This window comes from Bacillus sp. TE9106W, assembly GCF_054062215.1.
Map to the genome: position 1 here is coordinate 54,211 of NZ_JBSSFA010000014.1, position 24,469 is coordinate 78,679.

The 24,469-nt window shown below is 32.7% G+C and carries 33 protein-coding genes and 2 pseudogenes; 16 read left to right on the forward strand and 19 right to left on the reverse strand.

Translation table 11 applies throughout. The features are described from left to right. Nucleotides 1-405: 405 nt before the first annotated feature. Nucleotides 406-620 (reverse strand): annotated as a pseudogene (locus ACVWY7_RS21520) (GNAT family N-acetyltransferase); the annotation flags it as partial. A 396-nt stretch (nucleotides 621-1,016) separates the two neighbouring features. On the opposite strand from ACVWY7_RS21520, the gene ACVWY7_RS21525 reads away from it, so the two are divergent. Beyond that, complete coding sequence (locus ACVWY7_RS21525) at nucleotides 1,017-1,337, forward strand: hypothetical protein (RefSeq protein ID WP_001062733.1); 321 nt, start codon at nucleotides 1,017-1,019, stop codon at nucleotides 1,335-1,337. A 54-nt stretch (nucleotides 1,338-1,391) separates the two neighbouring features. Here ACVWY7_RS21525 and ACVWY7_RS21530 read toward each other — a convergent pair whose 3' ends face one another. From ACVWY7_RS21530 to ACVWY7_RS21550, 5 genes are all read right to left on the reverse strand, one after another. Further along, on the reverse strand, nucleotides 1,392-2,927 hold the full coding sequence (locus tag ACVWY7_RS21530; protein ID WP_456523971.1) for an MDR family MFS transporter: 1,536 nt from the start codon (nucleotides 2,925-2,927) through the stop codon (nucleotides 1,392-1,394). 24 nt (nucleotides 2,928-2,951) lie between these two features. Next, a complete protein-coding gene (locus ACVWY7_RS21535; RefSeq protein ID WP_105989672.1) occupies nucleotides 2,952-3,659 on the reverse strand; it encodes a cytoplasmic protein in 708 nt (235 codons plus the stop codon). 18 nt (nucleotides 3,660-3,677) lie between these two features. Beyond that, the gene (locus tag ACVWY7_RS21540) at nucleotides 3,678-4,388 is read right to left on the reverse strand and encodes a bactofilin family protein (RefSeq protein WP_105989673.1); all 711 of its coding nucleotides are present in this window, start codon (nucleotides 4,386-4,388) and stop codon (nucleotides 3,678-3,680) included. Between the two features lie 13 nt (nucleotides 4,389-4,401). Continuing rightward, complete coding sequence (locus ACVWY7_RS21545) at nucleotides 4,402-5,025, reverse strand: YhbD family protein (protein ID WP_000102270.1); 624 nt, start codon at nucleotides 5,023-5,025, stop codon at nucleotides 4,402-4,404. Nucleotides 5,026-5,185: 160 nt separating this feature from the next. Further along, the gene (locus ACVWY7_RS21550) at nucleotides 5,186-6,922 is read right to left on the reverse strand and encodes an ABC transporter substrate-binding protein (RefSeq protein WP_105989674.1); all 1,737 of its coding nucleotides are present in this window, start codon (nucleotides 6,920-6,922) and stop codon (nucleotides 5,186-5,188) included. Between the two features lie 101 nt (nucleotides 6,923-7,023). Here ACVWY7_RS21550 and ACVWY7_RS21555 point away from each other — a divergent pair, with 101 nt between their 5' ends. Beyond that, nucleotides 7,024-8,262 (forward strand): MDR family MFS transporter, encoded by a 1,239-nt coding sequence (locus ACVWY7_RS21555; protein WP_105989675.1) that lies wholly within the window; start codon nucleotides 7,024-7,026, stop codon nucleotides 8,260-8,262. Between the two features lie 83 nt (nucleotides 8,263-8,345). On the opposite strand, the gene ACVWY7_RS21560 is transcribed toward ACVWY7_RS21555, so the two are convergent. From ACVWY7_RS21560 to ACVWY7_RS21590, 7 genes are all read right to left on the reverse strand, one after another. Beyond that, nucleotides 8,346-8,990: a YjgB family protein gene (locus ACVWY7_RS21560; protein ID WP_000870472.1), complete on the reverse strand. Its 645-nt coding sequence runs from the start codon at nucleotides 8,988-8,990 to the stop codon at nucleotides 8,346-8,348. A gap of 27 nt (nucleotides 8,991-9,017) precedes the next feature. Next, nucleotides 9,018-9,863: an aminopeptidase gene (locus ACVWY7_RS21565; RefSeq protein WP_456523972.1), complete on the reverse strand. Its 846-nt coding sequence runs from the start codon at nucleotides 9,861-9,863 to the stop codon at nucleotides 9,018-9,020. Between the two features lie 219 nt (nucleotides 9,864-10,082). Next, nucleotides 10,083-10,478: a hypothetical protein gene (locus tag ACVWY7_RS21570; RefSeq protein ID WP_000834883.1), complete on the reverse strand. Its 396-nt coding sequence runs from the start codon at nucleotides 10,476-10,478 to the stop codon at nucleotides 10,083-10,085. 77 nt (nucleotides 10,479-10,555) lie between these two features. Then, a complete protein-coding gene (locus ACVWY7_RS21575; RefSeq protein WP_000638308.1) occupies nucleotides 10,556-10,798 on the reverse strand; it encodes a GlsB/YeaQ/YmgE family stress response membrane protein in 243 nt (80 codons plus the stop codon). A gap of 173 nt (nucleotides 10,799-10,971) precedes the next feature. Continuing rightward, the gene (locus tag ACVWY7_RS21580) at nucleotides 10,972-11,937 is read right to left on the reverse strand and encodes a nucleoside hydrolase (protein WP_000029503.1); all 966 of its coding nucleotides are present in this window, start codon (nucleotides 11,935-11,937) and stop codon (nucleotides 10,972-10,974) included. A gap of 77 nt (nucleotides 11,938-12,014) precedes the next feature. Further along, the gene (locus ACVWY7_RS21585; protein WP_000621879.1) at nucleotides 12,015-12,203 is read right to left on the reverse strand and encodes a DUF3970 family protein; all 189 of its coding nucleotides are present in this window, start codon (nucleotides 12,201-12,203) and stop codon (nucleotides 12,015-12,017) included. A 70-nt stretch (nucleotides 12,204-12,273) separates the two neighbouring features. After that, nucleotides 12,274-13,059, reverse strand: a complete 786-nt coding sequence (locus tag ACVWY7_RS21590; RefSeq protein ID WP_105989676.1) for a class I SAM-dependent methyltransferase — start codon at nucleotides 13,057-13,059, stop codon at nucleotides 12,274-12,276. A 480-nt stretch (nucleotides 13,060-13,539) separates the two neighbouring features. Here ACVWY7_RS21590 and ACVWY7_RS21595 point away from each other — a divergent pair, with 480 nt between their 5' ends. The 8 genes and pseudogenes from ACVWY7_RS21595 to coaW all read left to right on the forward strand — a co-directional run bounded on the left by ACVWY7_RS21595 (nucleotide 13,540) and on the right by coaW (nucleotide 19,506). Continuing rightward, nucleotides 13,540-13,692, forward strand: coding sequence for a YqbF domain-containing protein (locus tag ACVWY7_RS21595; RefSeq protein WP_071735967.1), 153 nt, complete (start codon nucleotides 13,540-13,542; stop codon nucleotides 13,690-13,692). Between the two features lie 161 nt (nucleotides 13,693-13,853). Beyond that, on the forward strand, nucleotides 13,854-14,297 hold the full coding sequence (locus ACVWY7_RS21600) for a hypothetical protein (RefSeq protein WP_000182015.1): 444 nt from the start codon (nucleotides 13,854-13,856) through the stop codon (nucleotides 14,295-14,297). Nucleotides 14,298-14,560: 263 nt separating this feature from the next. Beyond that, nucleotides 14,561-15,763, forward strand: a complete 1,203-nt coding sequence (locus tag ACVWY7_RS21605; RefSeq protein WP_000269250.1) for an MFS transporter — start codon at nucleotides 14,561-14,563, stop codon at nucleotides 15,761-15,763. A 151-nt stretch (nucleotides 15,764-15,914) separates the two neighbouring features. Continuing rightward, nucleotides 15,915-16,215: pseudogene (locus tag ACVWY7_RS21610) on the forward strand (hypothetical protein). A 170-nt stretch (nucleotides 16,216-16,385) separates the two neighbouring features. After that, nucleotides 16,386-16,748, forward strand: coding sequence for a hypothetical protein (locus ACVWY7_RS21615; RefSeq protein ID WP_105989677.1), 363 nt, complete (start codon nucleotides 16,386-16,388; stop codon nucleotides 16,746-16,748). A 180-nt stretch (nucleotides 16,749-16,928) separates the two neighbouring features. Beyond that, a complete protein-coding gene (locus ACVWY7_RS21620; RefSeq protein ID WP_142395567.1) occupies nucleotides 16,929-18,128 on the forward strand; it encodes an LL-diaminopimelate aminotransferase in 1,200 nt (399 codons plus the stop codon). A gap of 56 nt (nucleotides 18,129-18,184) precedes the next feature. Further along, nucleotides 18,185-18,583, forward strand: coding sequence for a 3-hydroxyacyl-ACP dehydratase FabZ family protein (locus tag ACVWY7_RS21625; protein WP_000547665.1), 399 nt, complete (start codon nucleotides 18,185-18,187; stop codon nucleotides 18,581-18,583). 92 nt (nucleotides 18,584-18,675) lie between these two features. Beyond that, nucleotides 18,676-19,506, forward strand: coding sequence for a type II pantothenate kinase (gene coaW, locus ACVWY7_RS21630; RefSeq protein ID WP_073523586.1), 831 nt, complete (start codon nucleotides 18,676-18,678; stop codon nucleotides 19,504-19,506). A 6-nt stretch (nucleotides 19,507-19,512) separates the two neighbouring features. Here the strand turns inward: coaW and ACVWY7_RS21635 are convergent, their stop codons facing one another. The 6 genes from ACVWY7_RS21635 to ACVWY7_RS21660 form a co-directional block, all read right to left on the reverse strand. Continuing rightward, the gene (locus ACVWY7_RS21635; protein ID WP_073523585.1) at nucleotides 19,513-20,022 is read right to left on the reverse strand and encodes a 2'-5' RNA ligase family protein; all 510 of its coding nucleotides are present in this window, start codon (nucleotides 20,020-20,022) and stop codon (nucleotides 19,513-19,515) included. Nucleotides 20,023-20,140: 118 nt separating this feature from the next. Then, on the reverse strand, nucleotides 20,141-20,620 hold the full coding sequence (locus tag ACVWY7_RS21640) for a CcdC family protein (RefSeq protein WP_105989679.1): 480 nt from the start codon (nucleotides 20,618-20,620) through the stop codon (nucleotides 20,141-20,143). 37 nt (nucleotides 20,621-20,657) lie between these two features. Continuing rightward, on the reverse strand, nucleotides 20,658-21,329 hold the full coding sequence (locus ACVWY7_RS21645) for a DUF4052 family protein (protein ID WP_073523577.1): 672 nt from the start codon (nucleotides 21,327-21,329) through the stop codon (nucleotides 20,658-20,660). Then, nucleotides 21,326-22,198 carry an ABC transporter ATP-binding protein gene (locus ACVWY7_RS21650; protein WP_073523575.1) on the reverse strand — a complete coding sequence of 291 codons (873 nt, stop codon included), beginning with the start codon at nucleotides 22,196-22,198 and terminating at the stop codon, nucleotides 21,326-21,328. Before ACVWY7_RS21650 ends, ACVWY7_RS21645 begins: the two co-directional genes overlap by 4 nt. Then, a complete protein-coding gene (locus ACVWY7_RS21655; RefSeq protein WP_000805177.1) occupies nucleotides 22,195-22,575 on the reverse strand; it encodes a GntR family transcriptional regulator in 381 nt (126 codons plus the stop codon). The genes ACVWY7_RS21650 and ACVWY7_RS21655 overlap by 4 nt, the downstream gene beginning before the upstream one ends. A gap of 122 nt (nucleotides 22,576-22,697) precedes the next feature. Beyond that, a complete protein-coding gene (locus tag ACVWY7_RS21660) occupies nucleotides 22,698-22,868 on the reverse strand; it encodes a hypothetical protein (protein WP_000876545.1) in 171 nt (56 codons plus the stop codon). A gap of 440 nt (nucleotides 22,869-23,308) precedes the next feature. On the opposite strand from ACVWY7_RS21660, the gene ACVWY7_RS21665 reads away from it, so the two are divergent. The 6 genes from ACVWY7_RS21665 to ACVWY7_RS21690 are packed head-to-tail and all read left to right on the forward strand — an operon-like array spanning nucleotide 23,309 to nucleotide 24,294. Next, complete coding sequence (locus ACVWY7_RS21665; RefSeq protein ID WP_000156192.1) at nucleotides 23,309-23,449, forward strand: YrzI family small protein; 141 nt, start codon at nucleotides 23,309-23,311, stop codon at nucleotides 23,447-23,449. A gap of 27 nt (nucleotides 23,450-23,476) precedes the next feature. After that, nucleotides 23,477-23,620 carry a YrzI family small protein gene (locus ACVWY7_RS21670; RefSeq protein WP_000142734.1) on the forward strand — a complete coding sequence of 48 codons (144 nt, stop codon included), beginning with the start codon at nucleotides 23,477-23,479 and terminating at the stop codon, nucleotides 23,618-23,620. Between the two features lie 28 nt (nucleotides 23,621-23,648). Continuing rightward, nucleotides 23,649-23,792, forward strand: a complete 144-nt coding sequence (locus ACVWY7_RS21675; RefSeq protein ID WP_073523569.1) for a YrzI family small protein — start codon at nucleotides 23,649-23,651, stop codon at nucleotides 23,790-23,792. Nucleotides 23,793-23,818: 26 nt separating this feature from the next. Next, nucleotides 23,819-23,962: a YrzI family small protein gene (locus tag ACVWY7_RS21680; RefSeq protein ID WP_000668975.1), complete on the forward strand. Its 144-nt coding sequence runs from the start codon at nucleotides 23,819-23,821 to the stop codon at nucleotides 23,960-23,962. A 25-nt stretch (nucleotides 23,963-23,987) separates the two neighbouring features. Then, nucleotides 23,988-24,128 carry a YrzI family small protein gene (locus tag ACVWY7_RS21685; RefSeq protein WP_000669812.1) on the forward strand — a complete coding sequence of 47 codons (141 nt, stop codon included), beginning with the start codon at nucleotides 23,988-23,990 and terminating at the stop codon, nucleotides 24,126-24,128. A 25-nt stretch (nucleotides 24,129-24,153) separates the two neighbouring features. Then, a complete protein-coding gene (locus ACVWY7_RS21690; protein WP_000668505.1) occupies nucleotides 24,154-24,294 on the forward strand; it encodes a YrzI family small protein in 141 nt (46 codons plus the stop codon). Nucleotides 24,295-24,469: the final 175 nt, after the last annotated feature.

The following is a 24,469-nucleotide window of genomic DNA, read 5'->3' on the forward strand; positions in this document are numbered from 1 at the left end:
CTTTCGTATAAAAGATTAGTTTGTTTAAAATTACCTTAAATCGTATTCCAACAAACTAATCAGAACGCAAATTCCTATATAATACAATTAAGTATTTAAAAGGAGCGTTACTCATGCTAGATATATTAAGACTCGTTATTTTTATTATAGTTGCAATTGGCGCCATTATTAACATATACATGGAATTTAAAAAGCCTCAAAAAAGTATATTCTCAATCGTTTTTTTATCAGTACTTTTGATTGGATCCTCTGGTTTAATCAAAGATATTTTATCTAAACTTTTATAGTTATTTGATTAAAAATCACTGTTTTGTCAATAATGTAAGTAACATGATTGTATCTCTCCATTCCCCCTTGGAGAGGAGCAGCTAGCTTTTGCTAGCTGCTCTTTTATGTACAACGATTTCATCTATTATCCACAAAATATGTATGATACGCTTTATCAAAAACATATCCTAGTTTAGCGGATGTAGTATTCGCTGCATCCCAGTTTGATATATCCCTTTTTCTAAACAGTACAAAATTAGCACTGCATTAACTATAGTCGCCAATCCTTTTCTTCTATGATTGTGATCAGTCTCAACTTCAATTTCAATGCCTTTATCATAAATGCTATACGATAACAGTTATTAGACTCATGAATGATTTGCAATCTACAAAGATAACCTCATTGTCCTCTTGCACGCATGATATGATACGATACCTTTCATCTCATTAAATGCAATAAGATATTACAATTTCATGCTGACTCACAATCCATTACACTCCATCCCTATACTATATGTTTTTATCTAATACATATAGTATAGGGATGAAATATGAGAAGAGCTTAGACAGTATACTTTTAACCTAGGCATATAGTTACTTATTCATTACACAAATCATGAAATTACGTCTATAATGGGTAAAAACACTTAAATTTCCCTATAAATACATATAACAATTTCATCTTTCATGAAAAAAACGTTATAATGAAGTGTAGCCTCTACGATTACGTTATAAAGGAGATTAAAACAATGGCTAAAATTAAAGTATACCAAGCAAAAGAAGAAAATATGGAAGCAGTAAAAAACATCATTGATGTTGAAGAACAAAATCCAACTGCTGAAAACTTACAAAATCTATACGCATGTGTATTAGATACTGAAGATATGGCATTGCCTGAATCATACATTGAAGAAGATATCTTAATTGATTCTATTGAAGTTATGGTTAATGCTTCTCAAAGCAAAGTAAGAGACTTAGGTGCTTACGATGTAATCGAAGTTCAAAACAAAGGTAAGAAAACACAAATTTTATTATTAGCAGACGAAGAATACGAAATCATCGAAGGCTAATCTAAATCCGTACATACGAAAAAGCTCCCTTCCAATTGGAAAGGAGCTTTTTCATTACGCTTTTGATATTTCGCCTTTTTTATTCTTTTGTTGTTTCTTCATTACCATGCGCTCATTTCCCATAAAGAAAATAAATAAGAATGCTAAACCAGCTGGTACCAATGCCCACATAAATGTTTGGACAATTGAGCTAGAAAGTGCGTCAATAATTTTATCTAATATTTGCGGCGGGATTTGAGATCTTGCCGATTCTGATAGAATAGCTCTTGAATCTCCTAAAGCGTTTGTATTCATTCCCCCGCTCATACCTTTAAATACTTCTTCTAATTGATCTTGGAAGCCAGTTCTTTGAATCATTCCGAAGATTGTAATACCAAGCGTCATTCCTAATGAACGAATGAAATTACTCGTTGAAGTCGCAGATCCACGTTGCTCCATACCAAAGTTGTGAGTAGCTGCCATACTTAGTACAGAAAATGAGAATCCAACTCCAAATCCGATAATAATCATATACACTGTTAATAATGCGCGACTTGTTTCTGGCGTTAATGTGCTTAATAAAAATAGTCCAATTAGCATAATAACCGCAGAAATAATCATAATGTTTCGGTAGCTAAGCTTCGTCGTTAAAAATCCGCCTAACTGCGCTGTTACAACTGATCCTAACATCATCGGTAAAAGTAATAACCCTGAGTTTGTTGCACTACCTCCGTATACACCTTGAATGAATAACGGAATATATACAGTTGCCGACATAAACGCAGCACCGTAACATAAAGCAATAATGGTACTCATTCCGAATAAGCGCTGCTTAAACATCTCAAATGAAATGATCGGTTCTTCTACTTTACGTTCAATAAATATAAATGCAATAATTAAAATAGCGAATCCACCAAATAAACTTAAAATAAAGCTAGAATCCCAGTCATACTTTTGTCCGCCAAGTTCTAAAGCAAACATTAAACAAATTACTGCACCAACTAAAGTAATTGCACCAAACCAATCAATTTTTTGCTTTCTATGAACTCTTGATTCTTTATAAAAGAACGTAATAAAAATAAGTGCTAAAACGCCAAGCGGTAAGTTAATATAAAATACCCAGTGCCAGCTAATGTAATCTGTAATATATGCGCCAAGTAATGGCCCGAAAATACTTGATAAACCAAATACTGCTCCGAATAAACCACCCATTTTCCCGCGTTTTTCAGGAGGGAAAATATCAAAAACGATAGTAAACGCGATCGGCACTAATGCCCCGCCGCCAATACCTTGAATGGCACGATAAATACCTAGCTGTGTAATATTTTCAGCAGTACCACAAAGTGCCGAACCAATCATAAAGACGATTAAACCGAAAATAAAGAATCTCTTTCTACCATACATATCTGATAATTTACCGAAAATCGGCATCCCTGCCATTTCTGCGACCATATAGGCCGAAACGACCCATACAAAGTTTTCAAGGCCTCCTAAGTCACCAACAATCGTTCCCATTGCTGTTACGACAATGGTATTATCCATTGATGCCATTAAAATACCTAGCAATAAGCCCGCCACAACAAAGCCGAGCTTATTATTCTTCTCAACCATATCTCTTGCTCTCCCTCATACTACTTATATTTGTTTATGTTCTTTTACGACTGCATTACCCTTTTGCTTAAAACTAGTATGATATTCTACAACACTAATTTCACATCCTGGACCAATAGTAACATTGTTTCCTCTTACTATTTCAGCAACCGTACGTTCTAAATAGATATCATCTCCTTCAATAATTGAAGTTTGGAGGTTACCAGCATGACTAGTAAAAGGAATCAATCTCGCTTTTTTACGAACGGTAATTTTTTTACCACCAATTTCTCTTACCTTACTTCCTTCATAACGAAGTGAGATTTGAATATTTTCAGCATTAAGTAACCCATCACTTTCGAGACCGCCAGTTAATGATAAATCTTCTACTTCAATATCTCCCTTCACATTTAAAGCACCTTTTACATCGACAAAATCACCTAAAAACTTCCCCGCGATATCCATCATACCTCTAACTTTTGTTTTTTTAATATGTGCATCACCATGAATTTGTGTATTACCATATACCTTTACATATTCCGCATCTATATTCCCTTGTACTTCACTATCTCCATACACGACATAGTTTTTCACTTTCATATTACCGCGTACACCACTCGTACCATACGTTTTAAATTCATTACAGCTCATATCATTAGAAATCGTTCCTTCGCCGCGTATCTTCACTTTGTTATAATCTCCACCTGCTGAATTACCGGAACCATTTACTGTGAGACTATGTGGATGTTCCATATTACTTACTCCCTCCCATTAAACCTGCTTAATTCCCTTTACATTTGCACTTTTATCAACAGTAAGAACACCCGTATATTCAATGAGTTCAATTTCACAATTCGGCCCTACTGTAACATTGTTTCCTCTTACCGTTCTTATGTGAGCATAATCAATATCGATATTGTCACCTTCTAACAGTTCAGCTTCTAATTGTAAACCAAATACTGATTTAAACAGTCTACTAAAAGTGCCCCGCCTATGTCTTACTTTAATCGTTTGACCACCAATTTCTTTCGCTCGACATGTACCGTGAATATTTATATTTATTTCATCTGCACTTAATAATCCACCAACTTCAAACTGTCCATCAGAAGAAAAAGTATCCACTTCACAATTGCCATCAATCGTCGCTTGACCATTGATTTTAAATTCTTCACCAGTGACATTCCCACCTATCGTACCTTTTCCTGCAATTTTCAAACTGTTTGCCTTTACATTTTGCGTAATTGTAGCTTTTCCATCAATTCGCATCGTTTCAGCATGAACTGTGCCATCGACTTTACCTGATCCGCTAATTCGTGCACTGCTACTTTTTAAATCGCCCGTAACAGCACCGTAACCGTTACATTCAAATTTTTCACATTCAACATTTCCATTGACAGTCCCTTTTCCATTTAATTGCACTTTATGAAACTCGCCACCATTCGATGAACCGTAACCATTTATAATTAAATTTTCTGTACGCATAATTTCTCCCCCACTACAATAGTTTCGTTTTTAATGCTTCGGTATATTTCGTAATTGCTTCACGTAAAACGATTTTTGTTCCCTTTTCAAAAATTAAATCATCCACATTTGAAACTAAGAAACATGTAGAAATCCCTAACTTACGAACGATAATTAAATCACAAGTTTTATGTTTAATTGTTTCATAATTTTCACGTAAAACTTGCATGACCATTTTTCCTTCTTCTAAACTAATCTCTCCCGATTGTAATAATTCTTCTAACATGTACACATAAAGAATATCTACAAATTGAAACTCTGATGTTTTATTCGTTTGTTCTATGAAAAATTGTAAAACTGGTTCTGATGCAATCCCTTTACGTAAGATATCTTCTTTTGTTAAAAGAATTTCTCTTACACTCGGTGAAAACATATTCGCTAGTTCATCAAGTGATAAATCTTCTTTCATCGTTTGAATTTTATTAATACGTTCTAATATCTTTTCTTTCGGAAAAAATGTCTCTTGACCTGTGAATGTTGACTTTCGTACAAACCAATCTTCCGGTATTAAATTTTTTCTTTTCCACCTATATAACTGTCCGTATGAAATACCAGTTAGTTCTAATAAATCTTTTTTTGAAATTAAATCTGTACTCAACTGTATAACACTCCTTCCTGATAACAATGTAACATAACACTGTTACGTTGTAAATGAACTTTTATCACAAGTAGCGTAACAATGTGTAAAACAAACCTGTTTTACATACAAAAAAAGGTTCTTATACCTCTTGTAAAGAATGCGTAAGAACCTTTTTTTATCAAGGTTTAAACCATATTTTATAAAAATCGATCCACCCTTGTGAATTAATCATTATATTTTGTACTTTTTCATGAGAAGTTACTTGTTGTTTGTTGCGATATAAAGGAATAACATGAATTTGACGTAACAATGTGTCCTCAATATCGCGTAACAGTGTAACTCTATTCTCTACTTGTTCTTGTTTGAAATAAGGAGATAACATTGCATGAAAGTCCATGCTGCTTTGCCCATGAATAAAACTATTTTTTGTAAGAAACATGTATAGTAGACTATCTTCTATTCGTTCGCTAATCGTTGCACTATCATGCATCATATCAGCCTTTTGTATCGTATTTATTTCCAATAACTCTTCTATTTCAAGAAAATTATTTTCTACACGAATACCGTACTTCGCACACTCTTTTTGTATCCATTGCACATCTTCTACATGATCTTGCCCTGTAAATGTGTAAATTTGTAGCACTTCATTTTGATACATACTTTCTTTAATTAAACTTTCTATATCTTCCTCAATCTCTACTATACTGTCACTAGCTAATAGTATTTCCTTTGCCACTTCTCCACGTTCTCCGCCGAGTTCTTGAACGATTGCTTGGCCATGAATGATTTTATATAACGCTTTTCGGAACATATAATCTTGCATTGGTCCTTCTTTTGCAAGATTGCATGTTATATATGTCACGTTCGACTCAAGCCGAGATAGTTCTTTATTATGTTTTTCTTTATCTTTATACTGCGCCTTTACTAAAATATCGTATGTATTTACACTTTGTTCTACATTCAATAGTTCAATTCGGTCAAGAAAAGATCTTTCACGATAATATAAATCATGTGCTTCCAATACAAATAAATGTGCATTCTTTTCGCTTAATTTAAAGGGACCTGTTCCAATGAGGTTTCCTGCTTCATCTACGTTTACGATAGAACACTGTTCTGCACTTATCATATGTAAAAACATCCTATTTTCCGTACGTAACTGAATTTCAATAACATATTCATCTACTGCGCGGAAGCTTTCAATATGTTGTAACATCCACGCATGTGGGTTATTTTCAGCTTTCATAAATCGATTCAATGAATGTATAACATCATGTGCAGTAAGTTGTTTCCTATTATGAAAGTGAACTCCTTTTCGTAAATAAAACGTCCATATCTTTTCTGCATCATTATATTCCCATTGAAAAGAAAGCCTTGGTTCTATTGAGTTTGTTTCCTCATTTATATATACGAGTGTATCAAAAATATGTTTAACCATATGACATTCCGATCGCATTATAGCGTAGATTGGATCTAATGCAATATCTAAATTCATTTGAACCTGCAAACGAAGTACATCTCTTCTCCCTTCGGATGTCCTTTCTATTTGATGACCAAATATTGAATCTATCCAAACTTCATACTCTTTCTTTACTGACGGAAATTGTGCGCTGTAGCGCTCTACAAATGAGATTCCACTTTTTACATCCCCTTTTTTCGTTAGCTCTTTTCCTCTGTGTAAAATTAATGTCATTGGTTGCTTTTGAAATATTAGTTTAGAACGATTCCCTCTTCCGCGCCCTGGAAACCAAACAATCCAACGTAGTTCTTCTAACTTTTTTATTATTAATTTACTATTACGCTCTGTACAAAATAATGTTTCGGATATATTTTGCACTGTTATTTCTAATTGTTCTCCTTCTTTTTTCCCTTTCCCATAGGCAATCCATAGTTCAATGTATTGATCTAAAATAAACATCATATTCCCCCTAAAAGGTGAAAAATACTCCCTATTCTTTCTACCCTTTTTCCAATTCTCCTTTCATCTTATCATTTCAATATAGAAAGGAGGAAATAATATTGAATCATCTCTTATTACGTTACAATAAACCAATCCTTATTAGACTGTGCGGTGAATTATTAACTCGAACAACTGAATCAATGTTAGCTATCATTATGATTATTTACGTTAATAAGATGCTAAACGGCAATATTATGATGACTATGCTTATTTTCGGGTTACAACCGCTTTCGGACATTATATTTACACTTATTGCTGGAAGAGTGACTGATAAATATGGGCGAAAGAAAATTATGTTACTCGGCTTATTACTACAAGGCGTTGCAATTGGCAGCTTCATCTTTGCTCAATCCGTTTTTATATTTGCTTTGTTATATGTCATAAATGGGGTTGGCCGTTCCTTATATATTCCCGCTCAACGGGCACAAATTGCTGATTTAACAAAACATGGGCAGCAAGCAGAAGTTTTCTCTCTTCTGCAAACGATGGGAGCAATAGGTACCCTAATCGGCCCTTTAATTGGTACTATTTTTTATAAGACTCACCCTGAATATGTATTTATAGTGCAAAGCATTGCACTTATAGCATATGCAGTCGTTGTTTGGATACAGCTTCCAGAAACCGCTCCGGCAATGACAACATCAACGCAAAAGCTTGAAGTATCATCTCCAAAACAATTTGTACAAAAACATTACGCCGTATTTGGACTAATGATCACTACACTTCCTATTAGCTTTTTTTATGCACAAACTGAAACAAATTATCTTATTTTCGTGAAACATACACTTCCGGATTTCGATCGCATACTCGTTTTTATTACAACATGCAAAGCTCTTATGGAAATCACTCTACAAGTTTTCCTTGTGAAATGGTCTGAACGATTTTCTATGGCGAAAATTATTCTTATTTCTTACATCTGCTATACAATAGCTGCAATTGGCTACGGCCTTTCAGCAACAATCGTGTCACTATTTTTCACATTACTCTTTTTAGTCATTGGCGAAAGTATTGCTTTAAACCATTTACTTCGATTTGTTTCAGAAATCGCTCCTTCAGATAAACGTGGATTGTATTTTTCAATTTACGGCTTACACTGGGATGTATCTCGAACTTGCGGTCCTGTTATCGGTGCGGTTTTATTAAGTAAACTAAACGGTAGTATGCTATTTTATATTTGTGCTTGTTTCTTAACAATTGGAGGCATTATCCAAGCTCTTTTTGTTCGAAATTTAGAGCGTAAGAAAAGAAGAGAAGTTATTCAAAAAGCTGTTTTAGAGCATCCCCATCATATTTTATAAAAGGAAGTTTCTTATTTACACCCAAAAAAAGGATGTCACATAGTCATCGATTTCGACTTTTGTGACATCCTTTTTTTATTATCCTACCCTGCCATTTTATTTATACTATCCTCTGGCGAAAATACCGAAATATGATTTACCTTTCCAGTCGATTTTGGAATGATGAATTTTAACTCAAACTGATTATTTACTTTATATACATATATTTTATCATCACCATTTCCTTTAACTGAGTTTGGTTTTCCTAATGCCTTTTCAATTTCTTGTAATGTAATTGATTTTAGTTCTGCATGATAGGAGCGTACATCAAAAACTTGTGATCCTTTATTAAAACCGAAGGAAACATTTTTATTTGTAAAAGTTGCGTACATCCCGTTTCCTGCTTGTTCTGTTTTATCTGCTTTCCCCCACGCTTTTTCTATTTCTTCAATATCTCCTGTATGAGCTGCGAACGGAACATTAGGTACTTTTCCTTCTTTCGCTAGTTCAAACAAGTTTTTAACGTGGTTAATTGATTTTTGATTTATAACTGTATCCTTCGAATTTGAATCGGTATTTGATTTAACCTCAGGCTCTTTCTTTCCTTCAGAAGAAGTATTCTGTTCGTTTTTACTATTTTCCGAAGTTGGGTTTGTTTCCTTTTTTTCATCTGTTCCTTTACATGCCGCTAAGGCAAATATGCATGTAAAAGTAAGACATAATAAAGCTATCTTTACATACACTTTCATACATTTCAGCTCCCTATTAAATGCTATTCATTTCGATAACCAATCCAACACACTACTTTTTAAATTGTATTTATTCCAAAAAGTAAATACTTCACTCTCTCCCAATGCTTGTACAATATATTCTACAAAAGCAGTTCCTAAAAAATAACCGAGTCGGTTGTATCCAAAATACTGTCCACCAGATAACCGAAACCACTCTTTCTCTTTTTCAAACGTCCATCCTTCTATATAATCTTCCAAAAAACGTTTCTTTATATGTTCTTCATTTTCTATATAGCATTGTAACCAACGTTCACCATCATTGTCATATGAGTAATATACTGATTCATTTAAACCTTTTATAATTTGCTTTGATAAGTATGTTGCAACGCCTTCACGATACAAATTAACTGTCGCATCGGCCCACTCGGCTTTCCCCCAGTCCATTCCATCATTTTGTAACATAACATTATGATATATATGTCCTATTTCGTGAGCGACAATAACACGAAGGTGATTTAAATCTGGAGATAATTTTTCTGCCGCAAAAAATATGTCTCCAATAATCTCCCTTTCTACAAATGCATTTGATCCAAATCCTCCAACAAATAAATGAAATTTCATTTTTACATCAAAGTTAAATTTATTATGATATGCATTTGTTACCTCTTGGATAATGATTGGCAATGATTCTGCAATGATACAAATATCTTCTATTTTTGCGGGATATAGATTAATGGCATTAGAAAGACGTTCTTTCGTTTTAGGACAATGATACTTAAAGTATTCTTCAAATATTTCTGGATGCGAAGTGAAGTATTGATTAAGCGTTGCTAATTCTACTTCGTTACTTTCCCATAATTTTAAAAAACTTGGAATTGTATTGTTTATCATTTTTCCCATCTCCTTATACACTCCTTCTCGCTATTTACACTGCAATCCTCCCTTAAACGTAGAAAAAGCAACAAAGGAGGATGAACCTTCTTTGTTGCTTTTTCTATTTAATCAAACCATTTATCACCATCAGAAATCCATTTACCATTTTGCAAATCATAACATTCATTATAATAATGAAAAAAGCTGTCCAAAAAGGACAGCTTTACATATGTATTTTTACACTTCGATTGACTTACCATCTTCAACAATATGGTAAAGTAAGTGAGCTAAATGATGAATTGGACCATATTCTTCCTCTTCCTCATCCGTTTCGCCTTGGAATTCAAGATCATTTAAGTATAGTGCTAAAAATTGATAGTATAGTTTTAAATCAAATCCGTAGCACGCAGTTGGCTCTTCATGATCTCCTTCATATTGTAGCATTAAGTATTGATCATTTCCTTCTGCATCTTCTGCGTCAAAGAATACGAAGAATCCAACGTTTGTATCTAAATCAAATAGATGACGAGTACCTTTTTCTGTTGCTTTATTGAAGTCCTCTTCACTTAATTTATGTACTGTTGTCGCTTTAGCATTATCTTCTTGATGGAAATTTACTGTAAATGATTTCAATGCTGACACCTCCTGATTGTATAATACTAGCATAACATATAAAAAGGACTGCTTACAAATGTAAACAGTCCTTACATTCATTTTCGCATTGCTCGTAATAAGAAACTTACGATGAAAATTAAAATAATCGCACCAATTAAAGCTGGAATAATTGCAAATCCGCCGATTACCGGGCCGAAACTACCAAGTAATTTCGTACCAATCCAAGATCCGATAATACCAGCGATAATATTACCAATTACACCACCTGGTACATCCCTGCCAGTAATTAAGCTAGCAAGCCACCCTAATATACCACCAACGATTAGAGACCAAATCATATAATACCCTCCTTTATATTTCAACAATCAAAATATAATTAGAAACAATTGCTTACCATTAGTTATGTTACATTTTCCATAAGTTATTCATACAGCTCAACTATTAAATTATTTCAAAATAATGGACAGCCAGTTTTTTTGATTTATGGTAGAAATCCTTCATATTTCACATATTATGGGCAATCAGGTTTCAATATTGTCCGCATAAACTCTTCTTTAAATGCAGGATAGTTAAAACCAACCGCAATCCTTTGTACTGGACGATCATCAAACCTTGTCGGCTCAGCTATTTTTCTAAAGTCTGCCACACTTTGCCCTCTTGTTACGTCATTTGTCGTACTAATCCAAACTGCTGATTTTTTATATTCAAAAATATCATCATTTATAAACGAAATAAACGGAAGTAAATCATGAATCGGACTTCCAGCAATACCAGGGTATTCTTTTTTATAAAAGTTCTCATAATAAAAATCAATCATTGGTTTTATAAGTTTCGCCTGCCCTGTTCCTTCTTTATTAATAATATCCACCATTTCAGGAGTAATTAGGGCTTCTTGCGTTACATTTAATGGATAAATATGCGCATTCTTTGCGTACTTCATTACAATATTTGCGGCGATTGGATCTCCATAAAAATTCGCTTCTGATACAGGAGTAACATTACCAGGAAATAAAAAAGCACCGCCCATAATATAATACGAACATACTTTATCCATAACATTTGGATATAATAAAAATAACGTTGCCAATGTTGTTAATCGTCCTGTTGCTACGATAATAATATCTTCTGGACAAGGTTCAATTAATTTAATTAATTCACAAAAATTTTCCCGTTTACAAATCCTCATATCAGGCGGAATAATTGGCCCTAAACCATGCTCCCCATGAATTTCAGGAAAGAATAAAGGTTCTTCAGCTGTCATCGGTCTTGCTGCACCCTCAATGATTTTTACTTCTGTAGCATAGTATCTTTCTAAAAAATACACATTTTCTGTTACGATTTCTCGCGATACATTCCCATATTCAGCAACAATACCTAAAATATCTAATTTACATGTTTTATTTGCATAAATTAACGCCACAGCATCATCAATACCAAAGTCTCCAAAAAAGATGATTTTCTTATTAACTATACTCACCCCTCTTCAGCATTATCTACTATTATTAGTATGTAAAAAAGACAAGGCTGTGAAACGGTGCAAACTAAAAAAGCCGCCTATTTATTGGCGACTTCAATCTTTTTATAAGATAAATATGCTAGTACATTTTTACTTGAATCATATTTTGGATTATTTCCTTTTCTCGGTTCTCTCATATGTGTTTTTTCAAATCCAGGAATATCCGGCATTTTCTCCATAAATTCAAGCATTTCTTCTTCAGTTCCTTCAATACGTACGCGAATCATTATTACATTTCCTCAATTCTCATTTTCTCTGTTACTAAGTATAACGTACTTTGGAAAGACTGCAAGAAATTTATCTTTTTAATGTTGAACTTTTTTTACATGCAAACAATGCCATTTCAGTATAAAACGATATGATTTTATTATTTTCATATTGAATGTTAAAGAATTCTTGCATTTCAACTGATGTTTTCATCATACATTCTGTTAACTTCACCCGCTTCTGCAAAGGTACATTCATCATATCGCACCACCAGTCAAAATCAAATTTCTTGTCAAAAGTAAGACATGACTGCATTTGCAAACCATTTTTCTCTAACAAGGTAATCCATTCTGTTTTTTTTAAAGCTCGTTCATGACTCGGATCTCGCTTTTTTTCTATAAAATTATAAAATATGTCAAATTCATTATTTTCCGGTGAAATATTATCTATTAATATAAACAATCCATTACGTTCTAACGTACGATTTACTTCATAAATAAACTGAGCTGGATTCGTAAAGTGATGTGCTGCAATTCGGCACGTAATTGTATCAAAAAAACTATCAGAAAACGGTAAATTTTCAGCGTTTCCAGCGACAAAAGATACATTTTCATGTCCATTACTTATAATAAAATCTTTCGCATTCTCTAACATTTTTTCTGTTAAATCTAAGGCAACTACTTCTTTAAACAATGGAGCTAATACATTCGCAACATGTCCACCGCCAGTAGCAATATCAAGAAGACGATTATTATGACGAGACTCGACTTGTTGAACTACATATTGTAAATCTGGTCCTTTTGCATGAATTTTACTTTTCACATACTTTTCCGCATTATTACCAAACTGTTGTTTTACAAGCTCTTCTTTACTCATCTTATCATCTTCTTTCTATTATTATTTACACGATTCAGATACCTAATAAGTTCTATTTCATATTTTCAATTCCTCTTTTAGTCAGATTACATATAGTGCTTTGAAAAAACAAAAAGCTGTAAGAAAATGTATCTTACAGCTTTTTATCCTATATAGTTTCTTTTTCCCTTTTTTCATTTCCTGAAGCTATGCTACCAATGGCTTCTGCCGTTACTTCTACTACAAGCTCACAAATACCTACTACAACTTCTCCAATCACTTCACCCATTATTTTTACCCCCTTATTTTATGTAACTTATTTGTAGTATAGAAGAGATTGGTTATTTTTAACTATCGGAAAACGTGACAACAACATTACAATTTTGTAAGCTTTTTTAATTTGTTTAGCTTTTATCCTTTGAAACTTCAAGTATGATTCACAAGCATATGGGCCATCATAATATTAAGTAAATTCCAATTCTGCTAGAGGAGGCGTGTAAAATATACTACGTAAAATTAGTTAAAGGTCAATCCTTCTATGCTTTTGATCATCGTTTCTTAATGTCTGAAGAAGAAGAGGTTTCCGAGAAAGTTTATAATTACTTACGTCGTAATGAATTTTTCGAAGTACGCAAAGAAGAATTTTCTGCTTAAAGTATGAAAAGCATCAAGAAATATACCTCCTAATCGTGGTTCTATTCTTGATGCTTTTATATTATAACTTTATATGTAACCCTATTCTCAATTTTATTTATATCTTCTTTTATACGTCCAATCTAATCCGTCATTACGTTCATATTTTTATATATGAGGAGGTGACGAACATAACTCATATCATTGATTACCAAGGTATTCAGCCAATAAATAAAACGGATGCAACGACTTTTACAATTCCCAACTCCCCAAACAAAGCAATTCTAGTAAATATTGAATTAAAAATTCCACTAAAATATTCACGCAATAATAGAATAGAATTAATTACCACAATTGGTTTTAAAAGTGTAACAAATATATCACAAATATTTGTTAGAATTTTCCGTAACGACATTGATATTTTTAACACACAAGTAAGTATAGGCTCCACAGATTATAAACAATATTCCGTTGAAACATTTCAAACTATTGATAAAAATGTAAGCAACGGGATTCACGAATATACTTTAACTGTGGAAAATCTGACAAGTGATGCAAGTGCAGATGTCATTGGTCCCCTCTCTTTTAGTGGGTTAGCAATTGGACAAGTTTATAATTCATATTAAGCAAACCTACTCAAATATTATATTTGAGAAAAGTAAGACGTAATATTACGTTCTTGCTTTTTTTATTTTTAATATACGTATCATTAGAAGCTTATTTCATTACATCACAAATGAAATTTTTAATAAATCAAATAAATTGAAATCCACTCATGAAACACGTAATATAGACTCTGACTCTAAAAAAGTTCGTTAAAAATAATATATAAAATAAGGAGGTTTTATATACGAGTTTTTCATTTTAAAAGACGGAGAGGTTTTATATTATGTGGCGTAATAAAAATGTTTGGATTGTTTTAATTGGGGAGTTTATTGCTGGTTTAGGGTTATGGCTTGGAATTCTTGGCAACCTGGAATTTATGCAAAAATATGTCCCTTCTGATTTCATGAAATCAGTTATATTGTTTATCGGACTATTAGCAGGTGTTCTAGTGGGACCTATGGCTGGTCGTATCATCGATCAATATGAAAAGAAAAAAGTCCTTCTTTATGCTGGTTTTGGTCGTGTTATTAGTGTTATTTTTATGTTTTTCGCTATCCAATTTGAAAGTATCGCCTTTATGATTGCATTTATGGTTGCGCTTCAAATTTCAGCAGCATTTTATTTCCCTGCATTACAATCTGTAATTCCACTCATCGTACGTGAGCATGAGTTATTACAAATGAACGGTGTACATATGAATGTAGGTACAATCGCTCGTATTGCAGGTACTTCACTAGGTGGAATTCTTTTAGTTGTAATGAGTTTACAATATATGTACGCCTTCTCAATGGCAGCATATGCTTTATTATTCCTCTCAACTTTCTTCCTACAATTCGAAGATAAGAAATCAACAACACCAAGTAAACAAGCTGCAAAAGATAATAGCTTTATGGAAGTATTTCGTATTTTAAGAGGAATTCCGATTGCTTTCACAGCACTTATATTAAGTATTATCCCTCTATTATTTATAGCTGGATTTAATTTAATGGTAATTAATATTAGCGAAATGCAACATGATCCAACGATTAAAGGCTTTATATATACGATTGAAGGTATCGCATTTATGTTAGGTGCCTTCGTTATTAAACGTTTATCTGATCATTTCAAACCTGAAAAGTTACTATATTTCTTCGCTGTTTGTACCGCTTTTGCACATCTATCATTGTTCTTTAGCGATATAAAATGGATGTCTCTTACATCATTTGGGTTGTTTGGTTTTAGTGTTGGTTGTTTCTTCCCTATTATGTCGACAATTTTCCAAACAAAAGTGGAAAAGAGCTATCACGGCCGACTCTTCTCATTCCGTAATATGTTTGAAAGAGTGATGTTCCAAATTGTCTTACTTGGCACAGGCTTCTTCTTAGATACGATTGGATTGCAATATATGGTTCTTATTTTCGGTGTTATTTCATTATTCATTATTTTCATATCGCTTTCTAAACAGAAACAGTATGAAAAACAACCATCGCAATCTGCGAATTTATAACATAAACAAAGACGCATGGGTCCTATTAGATTAATCCATGCGTCTTTGTTATATACAAACTTATTTATTACGCTTATTGTAATTATTTAAAGGAGTACCCCTTTTCTCTTTCGAATACAGTATACTAACATGATATATAGGGGGTGCGCAATTGTCTGATGGCATGCAGTTATTTAGTATATTTATTTTTGTATTAGCTCTGCTTAGCATCATAAACTTTTTAGCTATTTCCTTATCTGGACATAACTTTAAAAAAAGAATTATCGCCGGTTTCATATTTTTACTGATAACTCCTATTGTTTTTTTTGGCTACCGTAGCGTTCGCTTCTATATTCGATAAAGCTGGATTTGGCGCAGGGGGCCTAGCCTTTATTGTTGCAATTGTATATATTTTAAATGGAATTGTGATCCTACTTTCCTCTTTATTTTTCCTCAAAAGAAACATCACATAGACTATTGTACTCGGCATGAATCTGACTTTACACTAGACTCATGCTTTTTTAATCCCCTCTAAATTTTTATATGAAATTAAATAATTCTTTATAAAAATTTAAACTTTATTTATTACAATATCCCTATCGTATTCGCACGTTTATTGAAAACGAAAAGAAAGGAGTACAAAATGAAAAAGGTTCTATTAATTATTCCGTTATTCATTATACTACTCAGTGGATGTAGCAATAATGATATATACAGTTCTTGGGAAGTCGTTGACAACAAAAACGGTCTTTGTCCTATATCGTATAAATTTGAAACAGTTGTAAAAGAAGAAAAGAAAGAAAAAATTATTCAATATTTAGTAGAAATGCAAACAACAAAGAAAAAAGAAGATTTATACAAAGGTTCATTTGTAAAGGATTCTAATGTATATCACATTGATTATGGTAACTCATTTACATCGGATCAAACTTTACAAGTTGTCGATGGCAAATTAAATGTATACTTTTATGCAGTGGAAAGATTATGTACATATAAAAAGAAATGATGACACTTCATATCAAACGCAGAAAATATTTTCTGCGTTATTTTATATTCCATCTCTTTATCCTCCCTCTAAATTTGTCAATCATTTTAATTTTCACAAAAAAGTGATAAAATGTAACCATGTGTTTTCAGAATAATTAAAAACGCAGAAAGAAAACACTGTTTTTTAGGAGGGGTTTTGATGACTTACACGTTAGCAACTAGAATGAAAGCATTCCAATCTTCTATATTTAGTGAATTAGGAGCCTATAAAAAAGAAAAAATTGCAGCAGGTCACAAAATGATTGATTTAAGTATCGGGAATCCTGATATGCCACCTGCTGATTTCGTAAGAGAAGAAATGGTACATACAGCAAATCAAAAAGAAAGCTATGGATACACATTAAGTGGTATTCAAGAATTTCACGAAGCTGTAACTGAATATTACAACAACACTCATAATGTTATATTAAATGCCGATAAAGAAGTTTTATTATTAATGGGGTCACAAGATGGACTCGTTCATTTACCTATGGTTTATGCGAATCCGGGAGATATTATATTAGTTCCTGACCCAGGATATACAGCTTATGAAACAGGAATTCAAATGGCCGGTGCAACATCTTACTATATGCCTTTAAAAAAAGAAAATGATTTCTTGCCTAACTTAGAGCTAATCCCTGAAAAAATTGCGGATCAAGCGAAGATGATGATTTTAAACTTCCCAGGGAATCCCGTTCCAGCAATGGCTCATGAAGATTTCTTTAAAGAGGTAATCGCATTCGCGAAAAAGCATAACATTATTGTTTTCCATGATTTTGCTTATGCTGAATTTTATTTTGATGGTAATAAACCAATTAGCTTCCTCTCTGTGCCTGGTGCTAAAGATGTTGGCGTAGAAATCAACTCTTTGTCAAAAAGTTATAGTTTAGCAGGTAGCCGTATTGGTTATATGATTGGTAATGAAGAAATTGTCGGGGCACTTACACAATTTAAATCTAATACAGATTACGGAGTATTTTTACCAATTCAAAAAGCGGCATGTGCTGCACTAAGAAATGGTGCTGCTTTTTGTGAGAAAAACCGCCGTATTTATCAAGAACGTAGAGATACTTTAGTCGATGGGTTCCGAACATTTGGCTGGAATGTTGAAAAACCAGCTGGCAGTATGTTCGTCTGGGCCGAAATTCCGAAAGGCTGGACTTCTATAGACTTCGCTTATGCATTAATGGATCATGCGAATGTCGTTGTCACACCAGGTCATGCATTCGGACCTCACGGAGAAGGATTTGTACGCATTGCACTCGTTCAAGATAAAGCAGTGTTACAACAAGTTGTTGAAAACATTAGAAATAGCGGTATTTTTTCTCTTGAAAAAGCAGAAGAATTAGTTAAAAATTAATTGCAACTCCCCTGCTTAACTATAGCAGGGGTATTATTCATTGGAGGTACTTTCATATGCATATTAAGGACACTCTTCCCCATCGTTATCCATTTTTAATGATTGATAAAGTAACAAATGTAAAACAAGGTGAATCCGTTACAGGATATAAACTCATTACAAATAACGAATGGTTTATAAATGATAGTCAAAATCATATGCCTCATATGTTAATTGTAGAGGCACTTGCTCAGCTTAGCGCATTTGTACATACAAGTGACTCTGAAGGGCTAGGCTTCCTTTCCTCTTTAGATGGGGTTGAATTCCATGAAAAAGCATATCCTGGTGATAAACTTGATTTACATTATGAGTTAACTCGCAATCGCCGAGGTTTTGTTCTTGGTAAAGGTACCGCAACCGTTAATAATCAGCCGATTGTAACGATAGAAAAGCTATTAATATACCAAGCAGAATAGAGACGTTTTCATTCACTAGGGTATCTATCTCCTACAAATTCGTCTCATCAACATGAACAGAGTAAACAAATTACTTAGTTAGGGGCAGAAAAATGGAAAGTACGATCGGTATCGATGCTGGAGGAACATTAACGAAAATTGCTTATTTGAACGAAAAAAAGCAATTAGCCTTTGAAAAATTTTATTCAAATGAACAAGATAACATAATAGATTGGCTTAAGAACCGAACTGGTATAAAACAAATATGTATTACTGGTGGTAAAGCGAAACAATTACAACAACTACTTTCAGACTCATATAAAATAGTTGAACTAAACGAATTTGAAGCTACTCTTGTAGGTGTCCGTTACATATTAAAAAAAGAAAAATATGATATAAACAACTTTGTTTTAACAAATATCGGTACAGGTACTTCTATTCATTACGTTTATAATGACAAATATATTCGCGCTGGTGGAACCGGTGTTGGCGGTGGTACTATTATGGGGCTTTCAAAATTGTTAACAAATATAGATCATTTTGAAGATGTGATTCCTTTAACAAAAGTAGGATCTAGAAAAGAACTTGATATTACGGTTGGAGATATTTATGGTGGTATTCTCTCTCCTATTGATAATAGTTTAACTGCAAGCAATTTTGGTAAAGCCGCTATTACAGACTCAATTTATAATAGCTCAGATATACTTGCTACTGTACAAGGACTTGTCGGTGAAGTCGTTACTGCATTAAGCCTTCAATTCGCCGAAACAAAAAACATTGACCATATTATTTATATTGGTTCGACTCTATGTAATAACATACATCTTCAAAATATTATTAGTAGCTACACAAAATACCAAAATAAAACACCCATCTTTTTACGAGATGGTGGTAATAGTGGTGCGATTGGTGCTTTACTTTATGCTACGAATAAAAAAAGCTGACTTTTGTCAGCTTTTTTGCAACGGTACTTCAAATTCAATAATTGATTCCTCGTTCTCTCCAATTCGCTCCACACTAATTCTATCAATTACACATTGTAACTTTTCAGGTAAACTATGAATATCCTCGGCTACTTTTGCAGCTAACTCCGCACTCTCTTTTCTCCCGATTGTTACATGTGGTATGTACGGAATATCTTCTTTCAAAAATTGTCTTAAAGGTTCTGTATACAGCATATCATGTAGTTTGGTTATTTGTTCTTTCCCTCTCTCAACTTCTAAAAACAAATAGTTTCCTACACTAGTAATACGATTTGCGAATTCAATTTCAATTTTCCCTACCCCTCTTGATAAATTCAAAATATGAGATTTTAATTCATCATTTGAAATATTACTCTTAAATGGGAATACAATTGTAATATGCGGTGGAATTAACCCAAATAAAGGATCATGTTTTAGCCTAATGGCCTCTATTTCATTGATAGAAATTTTATTTAGAAAAAGTAAAATCGTACGCATTTTTATACTCCCTACTTCCCCTTTTTTATATTTATCATATTGTATAGCAGTGTGCACTTCAACAAATGTTTACAATTATATATAAAAAGAAAAAACTTCTCAAAAGAGAAGTTTTTTCTTATATAGCATGATTATTCTTTTCCCGCCAAACTTTTCTGAACTTAATATAACAAGCAATTCTCCACGGAAAGATATATGACACGGCAACTACGTAAAATAATAAACCAATCGTTTGTTGATCTAAATCAACAATATATTGCCTTGAACCATATCTTAAAATAATCAGTGCAATAAAAGTAATTAAAAAAGCTGCACTTTTTTTCGTATAAATATTCCCATCCTCTCTTTGCTCATAATTTGTTAATACTATAAGCGGCACAGCAAAAAGTACACCAATGAATACCGCTATAATTACTTGTAATATAGCTGAATGTACGGGGCCAAAAAACCATATAATCCCTGGTGTTAAAAATAATAATGGCCATAAAATACGTTTTCCTGATCCCTTTATTGGCCTATGCATGGAGCGATAACGACGCCAAAATATTAGTAGTGCAATGCATAAAAAGACAGTTATTAATGAAGAAGTATCTTCCATTTACTCTTCCTTCTCTCTAAAATAATCTAACACTCTATTAAACCGTTCGTTCAAATGATACTTTGCGTATAAATATACTACTAGTTATGATATAAAAGGTAGTTAATCCAATTGAAATAACAGTAAAATATGGAATATCTACTAAAGATCCATCACTTGTAAATAATAAACCGGTTACCCCTGCTTCTCCATAAAGTACACTAATTGTTGATAAGAATAGTGTTCCACCAATCATAAGACCAATCCACTGAAATCGTTGTTTAAAAACCACTACCACTTGGAAGAAACATGCTGTTGTAACATAAAATAAAAAGTGCAAAATAAATTCTTGTACCAATTGCTCTCCAAAACTAACATTTACTAAATTATATTTTATTTCTTGCATAAGCATTACTTGAAGAAACGCAAACATTGCGGATTGCAATACGATATAACAAATGGCTCCGATAAAATATTGGATTCTCGTTACACCGAATGAAACTGCTAAACGAAATAGCTCATCTTGTATGATGAAAACACTCCCTACTATAAATAACATAATTGCTATTGAAGGATTATTTATAATTTCGGGTAAATAACCAATGTTCGCTCCATTTAAATGAACAGCATTTAAAGACCCTTTTATTAATAAAGCTACAATCCAAAATATTAAAATTGCTTTATAATGAAAATTAATATGTAACTTTAACTGCTTCAATAACATCGTCATTTCACTTCACCACCAGTTATGTGAATAAATAGTTTTTGTAATGTAATTCTATCAATTACTAAACCTTCTTTTTCAAGAGAGTAATAATCTTCATTAGAAAGCTCGTCCCATATAACAGCAATCCCCTTATTTCCATAAACTTCTCGATTTATTACTTTTTTATTGTTTGAAAATCCATCTACTTTATCTTTTTTTCCTGAAATAATATGACCTTGTTGCAATAAATCTTCTACCGATGATTGAACAACTAGTTTTCCTTCTTTTATGATAATTACATCTTCAATCACATGGGTTACTTCTTCTACTAAATGTGTTGATAATATAATTGTTCGTGGATACTCAGCGTAATCTTCTAGTAGTAAACTATAAAACAACTCTCGATGTGCTGCGTCTAAACCTGTAGTCGGTTCATCAAAAATTGTTATTGGCGCCCTACTTGCTAACCCTTGAATAATGCCGACGACTGTTTGCATGCCGTGTGATAATTTATGATATTTCACTGTCATATTAAGCTGAAATTTATTAGCGAGTTCTTCAGCATACTTTCCATCCCAGTTTTTATAAAACATGCTGCACATCTTAAAAATTTCTTTTACTTTAAAACTTAAATGAGCTTCTTCTTTCACTCTAACAAAACAAATATTTTGCATCGCTTTACTATTCTCAAAAACATGTTCGCCAAATATTGATACGCTTCCACTACTTGAAGTAATTTGGCCTGCAAGTAAATTTAATAGTGTCGTTTTTCCTGCTCCATTTCTTCCAAGCAAACCATATATTTTATGCTCTTCCAATGAAATCGTAACTTCATTTACAGCTACTTTCTTTTTATATTTTTTCGTTATCTCTTTCGTTTCAAGTGCAATCATCCCTCTTTCCCCTCCTTCGTAATTTTTTGAATCATATCCATCAATTCATCTTTTGATATTTCTAGCACTTTTGCTTCTTCCCACACTTTCGGTAAATATTCAGTCATAAAAGTGTTTTGTCTCTTTTTTAGTACGACTTCTTTCGCTCCCTTTGCAACAAACATCCCGATCCCTCTCTTTTTATATAAAATCCCTTCATCCACTAATACGTTTACCCCTTTAGCTGCAGTAGCTGGATTTATTTGTAACATTTTCGCAAATTGATTTGTTGATGGAACTTGTTCTTCTTCAAGTAATATGTCTTTTAAAATATCTGATTCAATCGTTTCTGCAATTTGCAAGTATATTAATTTATTTTCCTCTAGAGTAGGTTTCACAATTTCACCACCTTAGGTTCATAGGTTCATTACTTATGTAATTAACCATATCACATAAAAATATCTATTTCCATAAATTTCTTTAAAAAAAGAGAGTCATTCATTTAAGAATGACTCTCTTTCTAAAATTTTGAAGTTTCAACTGAATGATTACCAACGTATGTCCCAGCATATTTCTTAAAATCACTTGGTTCCATATCAGATATTTCTTTTATTCTTTCTCCGCTAGAACAAGCAGTAATACATAAAAAAATTGTTAGCATAACCACTCCATTACGATGCATATATTTCATTTAGCAGCCCCCATTTTTATCGCTATTTCGTTAATTACATTATGTCTCGTCAAATTTCTTTAAAACATACGCATTTTAATCAAAATTAAAAATTTTCAATTTTCATGTTTACAATTATCCATTAATTGTATATACTTACTAACGTAAGAAAAATATTCTAAAAGGAGGTCGAAGGAAATGATGAAATTACAATTACATGCTTTAACTTTAGCGTTAACTGCACCTGTGTTTTCTGGACAATTAAATATGAATTCGACCACCCTAATGGAGAATTGAAAATCGCACTTTATTTCTATTAATTCATAAATTCGCCACAGGAGGTCGTATACTTTCCTGTGGCTTTTTCACGCCTGGCCATAGGAGAACTATATCTTCCTGTGGCTTTTTTGTGCGATTTTTTAGTCTCTTACATTATTTTTTAAAGAAAGGAGCAACATTCGATGACAATTAGCGTATTGTTTTTAAGTATTACGATTCAAAGAAATACAATTTCCAAAGATGAAATTTTTCATAATGAGCAAATTGAAAAAGCTATGAATGATGTTAAGGAGCGCCAAACACTTTATTGTGATCACATGTAATTCCTTTTCGAAAGGAGGAATTCATTTATGACTTTTCATATTTTCTTTTTTACGACTGTACTTCAGAAAAATACTTTAACTGAAGCTGAAATCAATCGTAAACAACAATTAAAACAACTGACTGATGAAATGACTGACATTAAAAGTTCATACTATACGCAAATGTATTAAAAATATATTTTAAAGGGGCAATACCTTCATGAAATTTAAAGCATTCTTTTTAACGATCACCATTCAAAAACATAAACTTTCTCAAAGTGAGATTTTACGTGAGCAACACATTCAAACTATTATGGATGAAGTAAAAGAGCGTCAAGCCTCTTATTACACACGTCTTTTCTAAATTAATTATAAAGGAGCAATGCCTTCATGAAATTTAAAGCATTCTTTTTAACTATCACTATTCAAAAACGTAAGCTTTCTCAGAATGAGATTTTGCGTGAGCAACACATTCAAACTATTATGGACGAAGTAAAAGAGCATCAAGCTTCTTATTACAGCCGTCTTTTCTAATAAACTTATAAAGGGGTTTTATCTAATGAAATTTAAAGTATTCTTTTTAACGATCACCATTCAAAAAACTAAGTTCTCAGACAGTGAGATATTGCATGACCATCAAATTAATAAAGCTATGGAGGATGTAAAAGAACGTCAAAGTCACTACTGTAGCCATCTATAATTCCTTTCGAAAGGAGGAATGTATCATGAAGTTTCACCTTTTCTTTTTAACAATTACAATTCAGAAAAAGAACCTTTCTGGAGCTGAATTAAAACAAGAAGAACAATATAAAGAGATTATAGACGAAATTAGAGATCGTAGAAGCAAGTACTACTCTCATCTATAATCCTTTAAAAATATAAAATTTGAAAGGGGTCGATTATGATGTTGCTAGCACGCTGTAAGGAAATGATTTGGATAGTTCAGAGGGATTCCACATAGTTTTATAGAGGCTATATCATACAAGTTTATCGTTATATTTGATATGTAATAAATATATAATAAAAGTTTATGCATACACT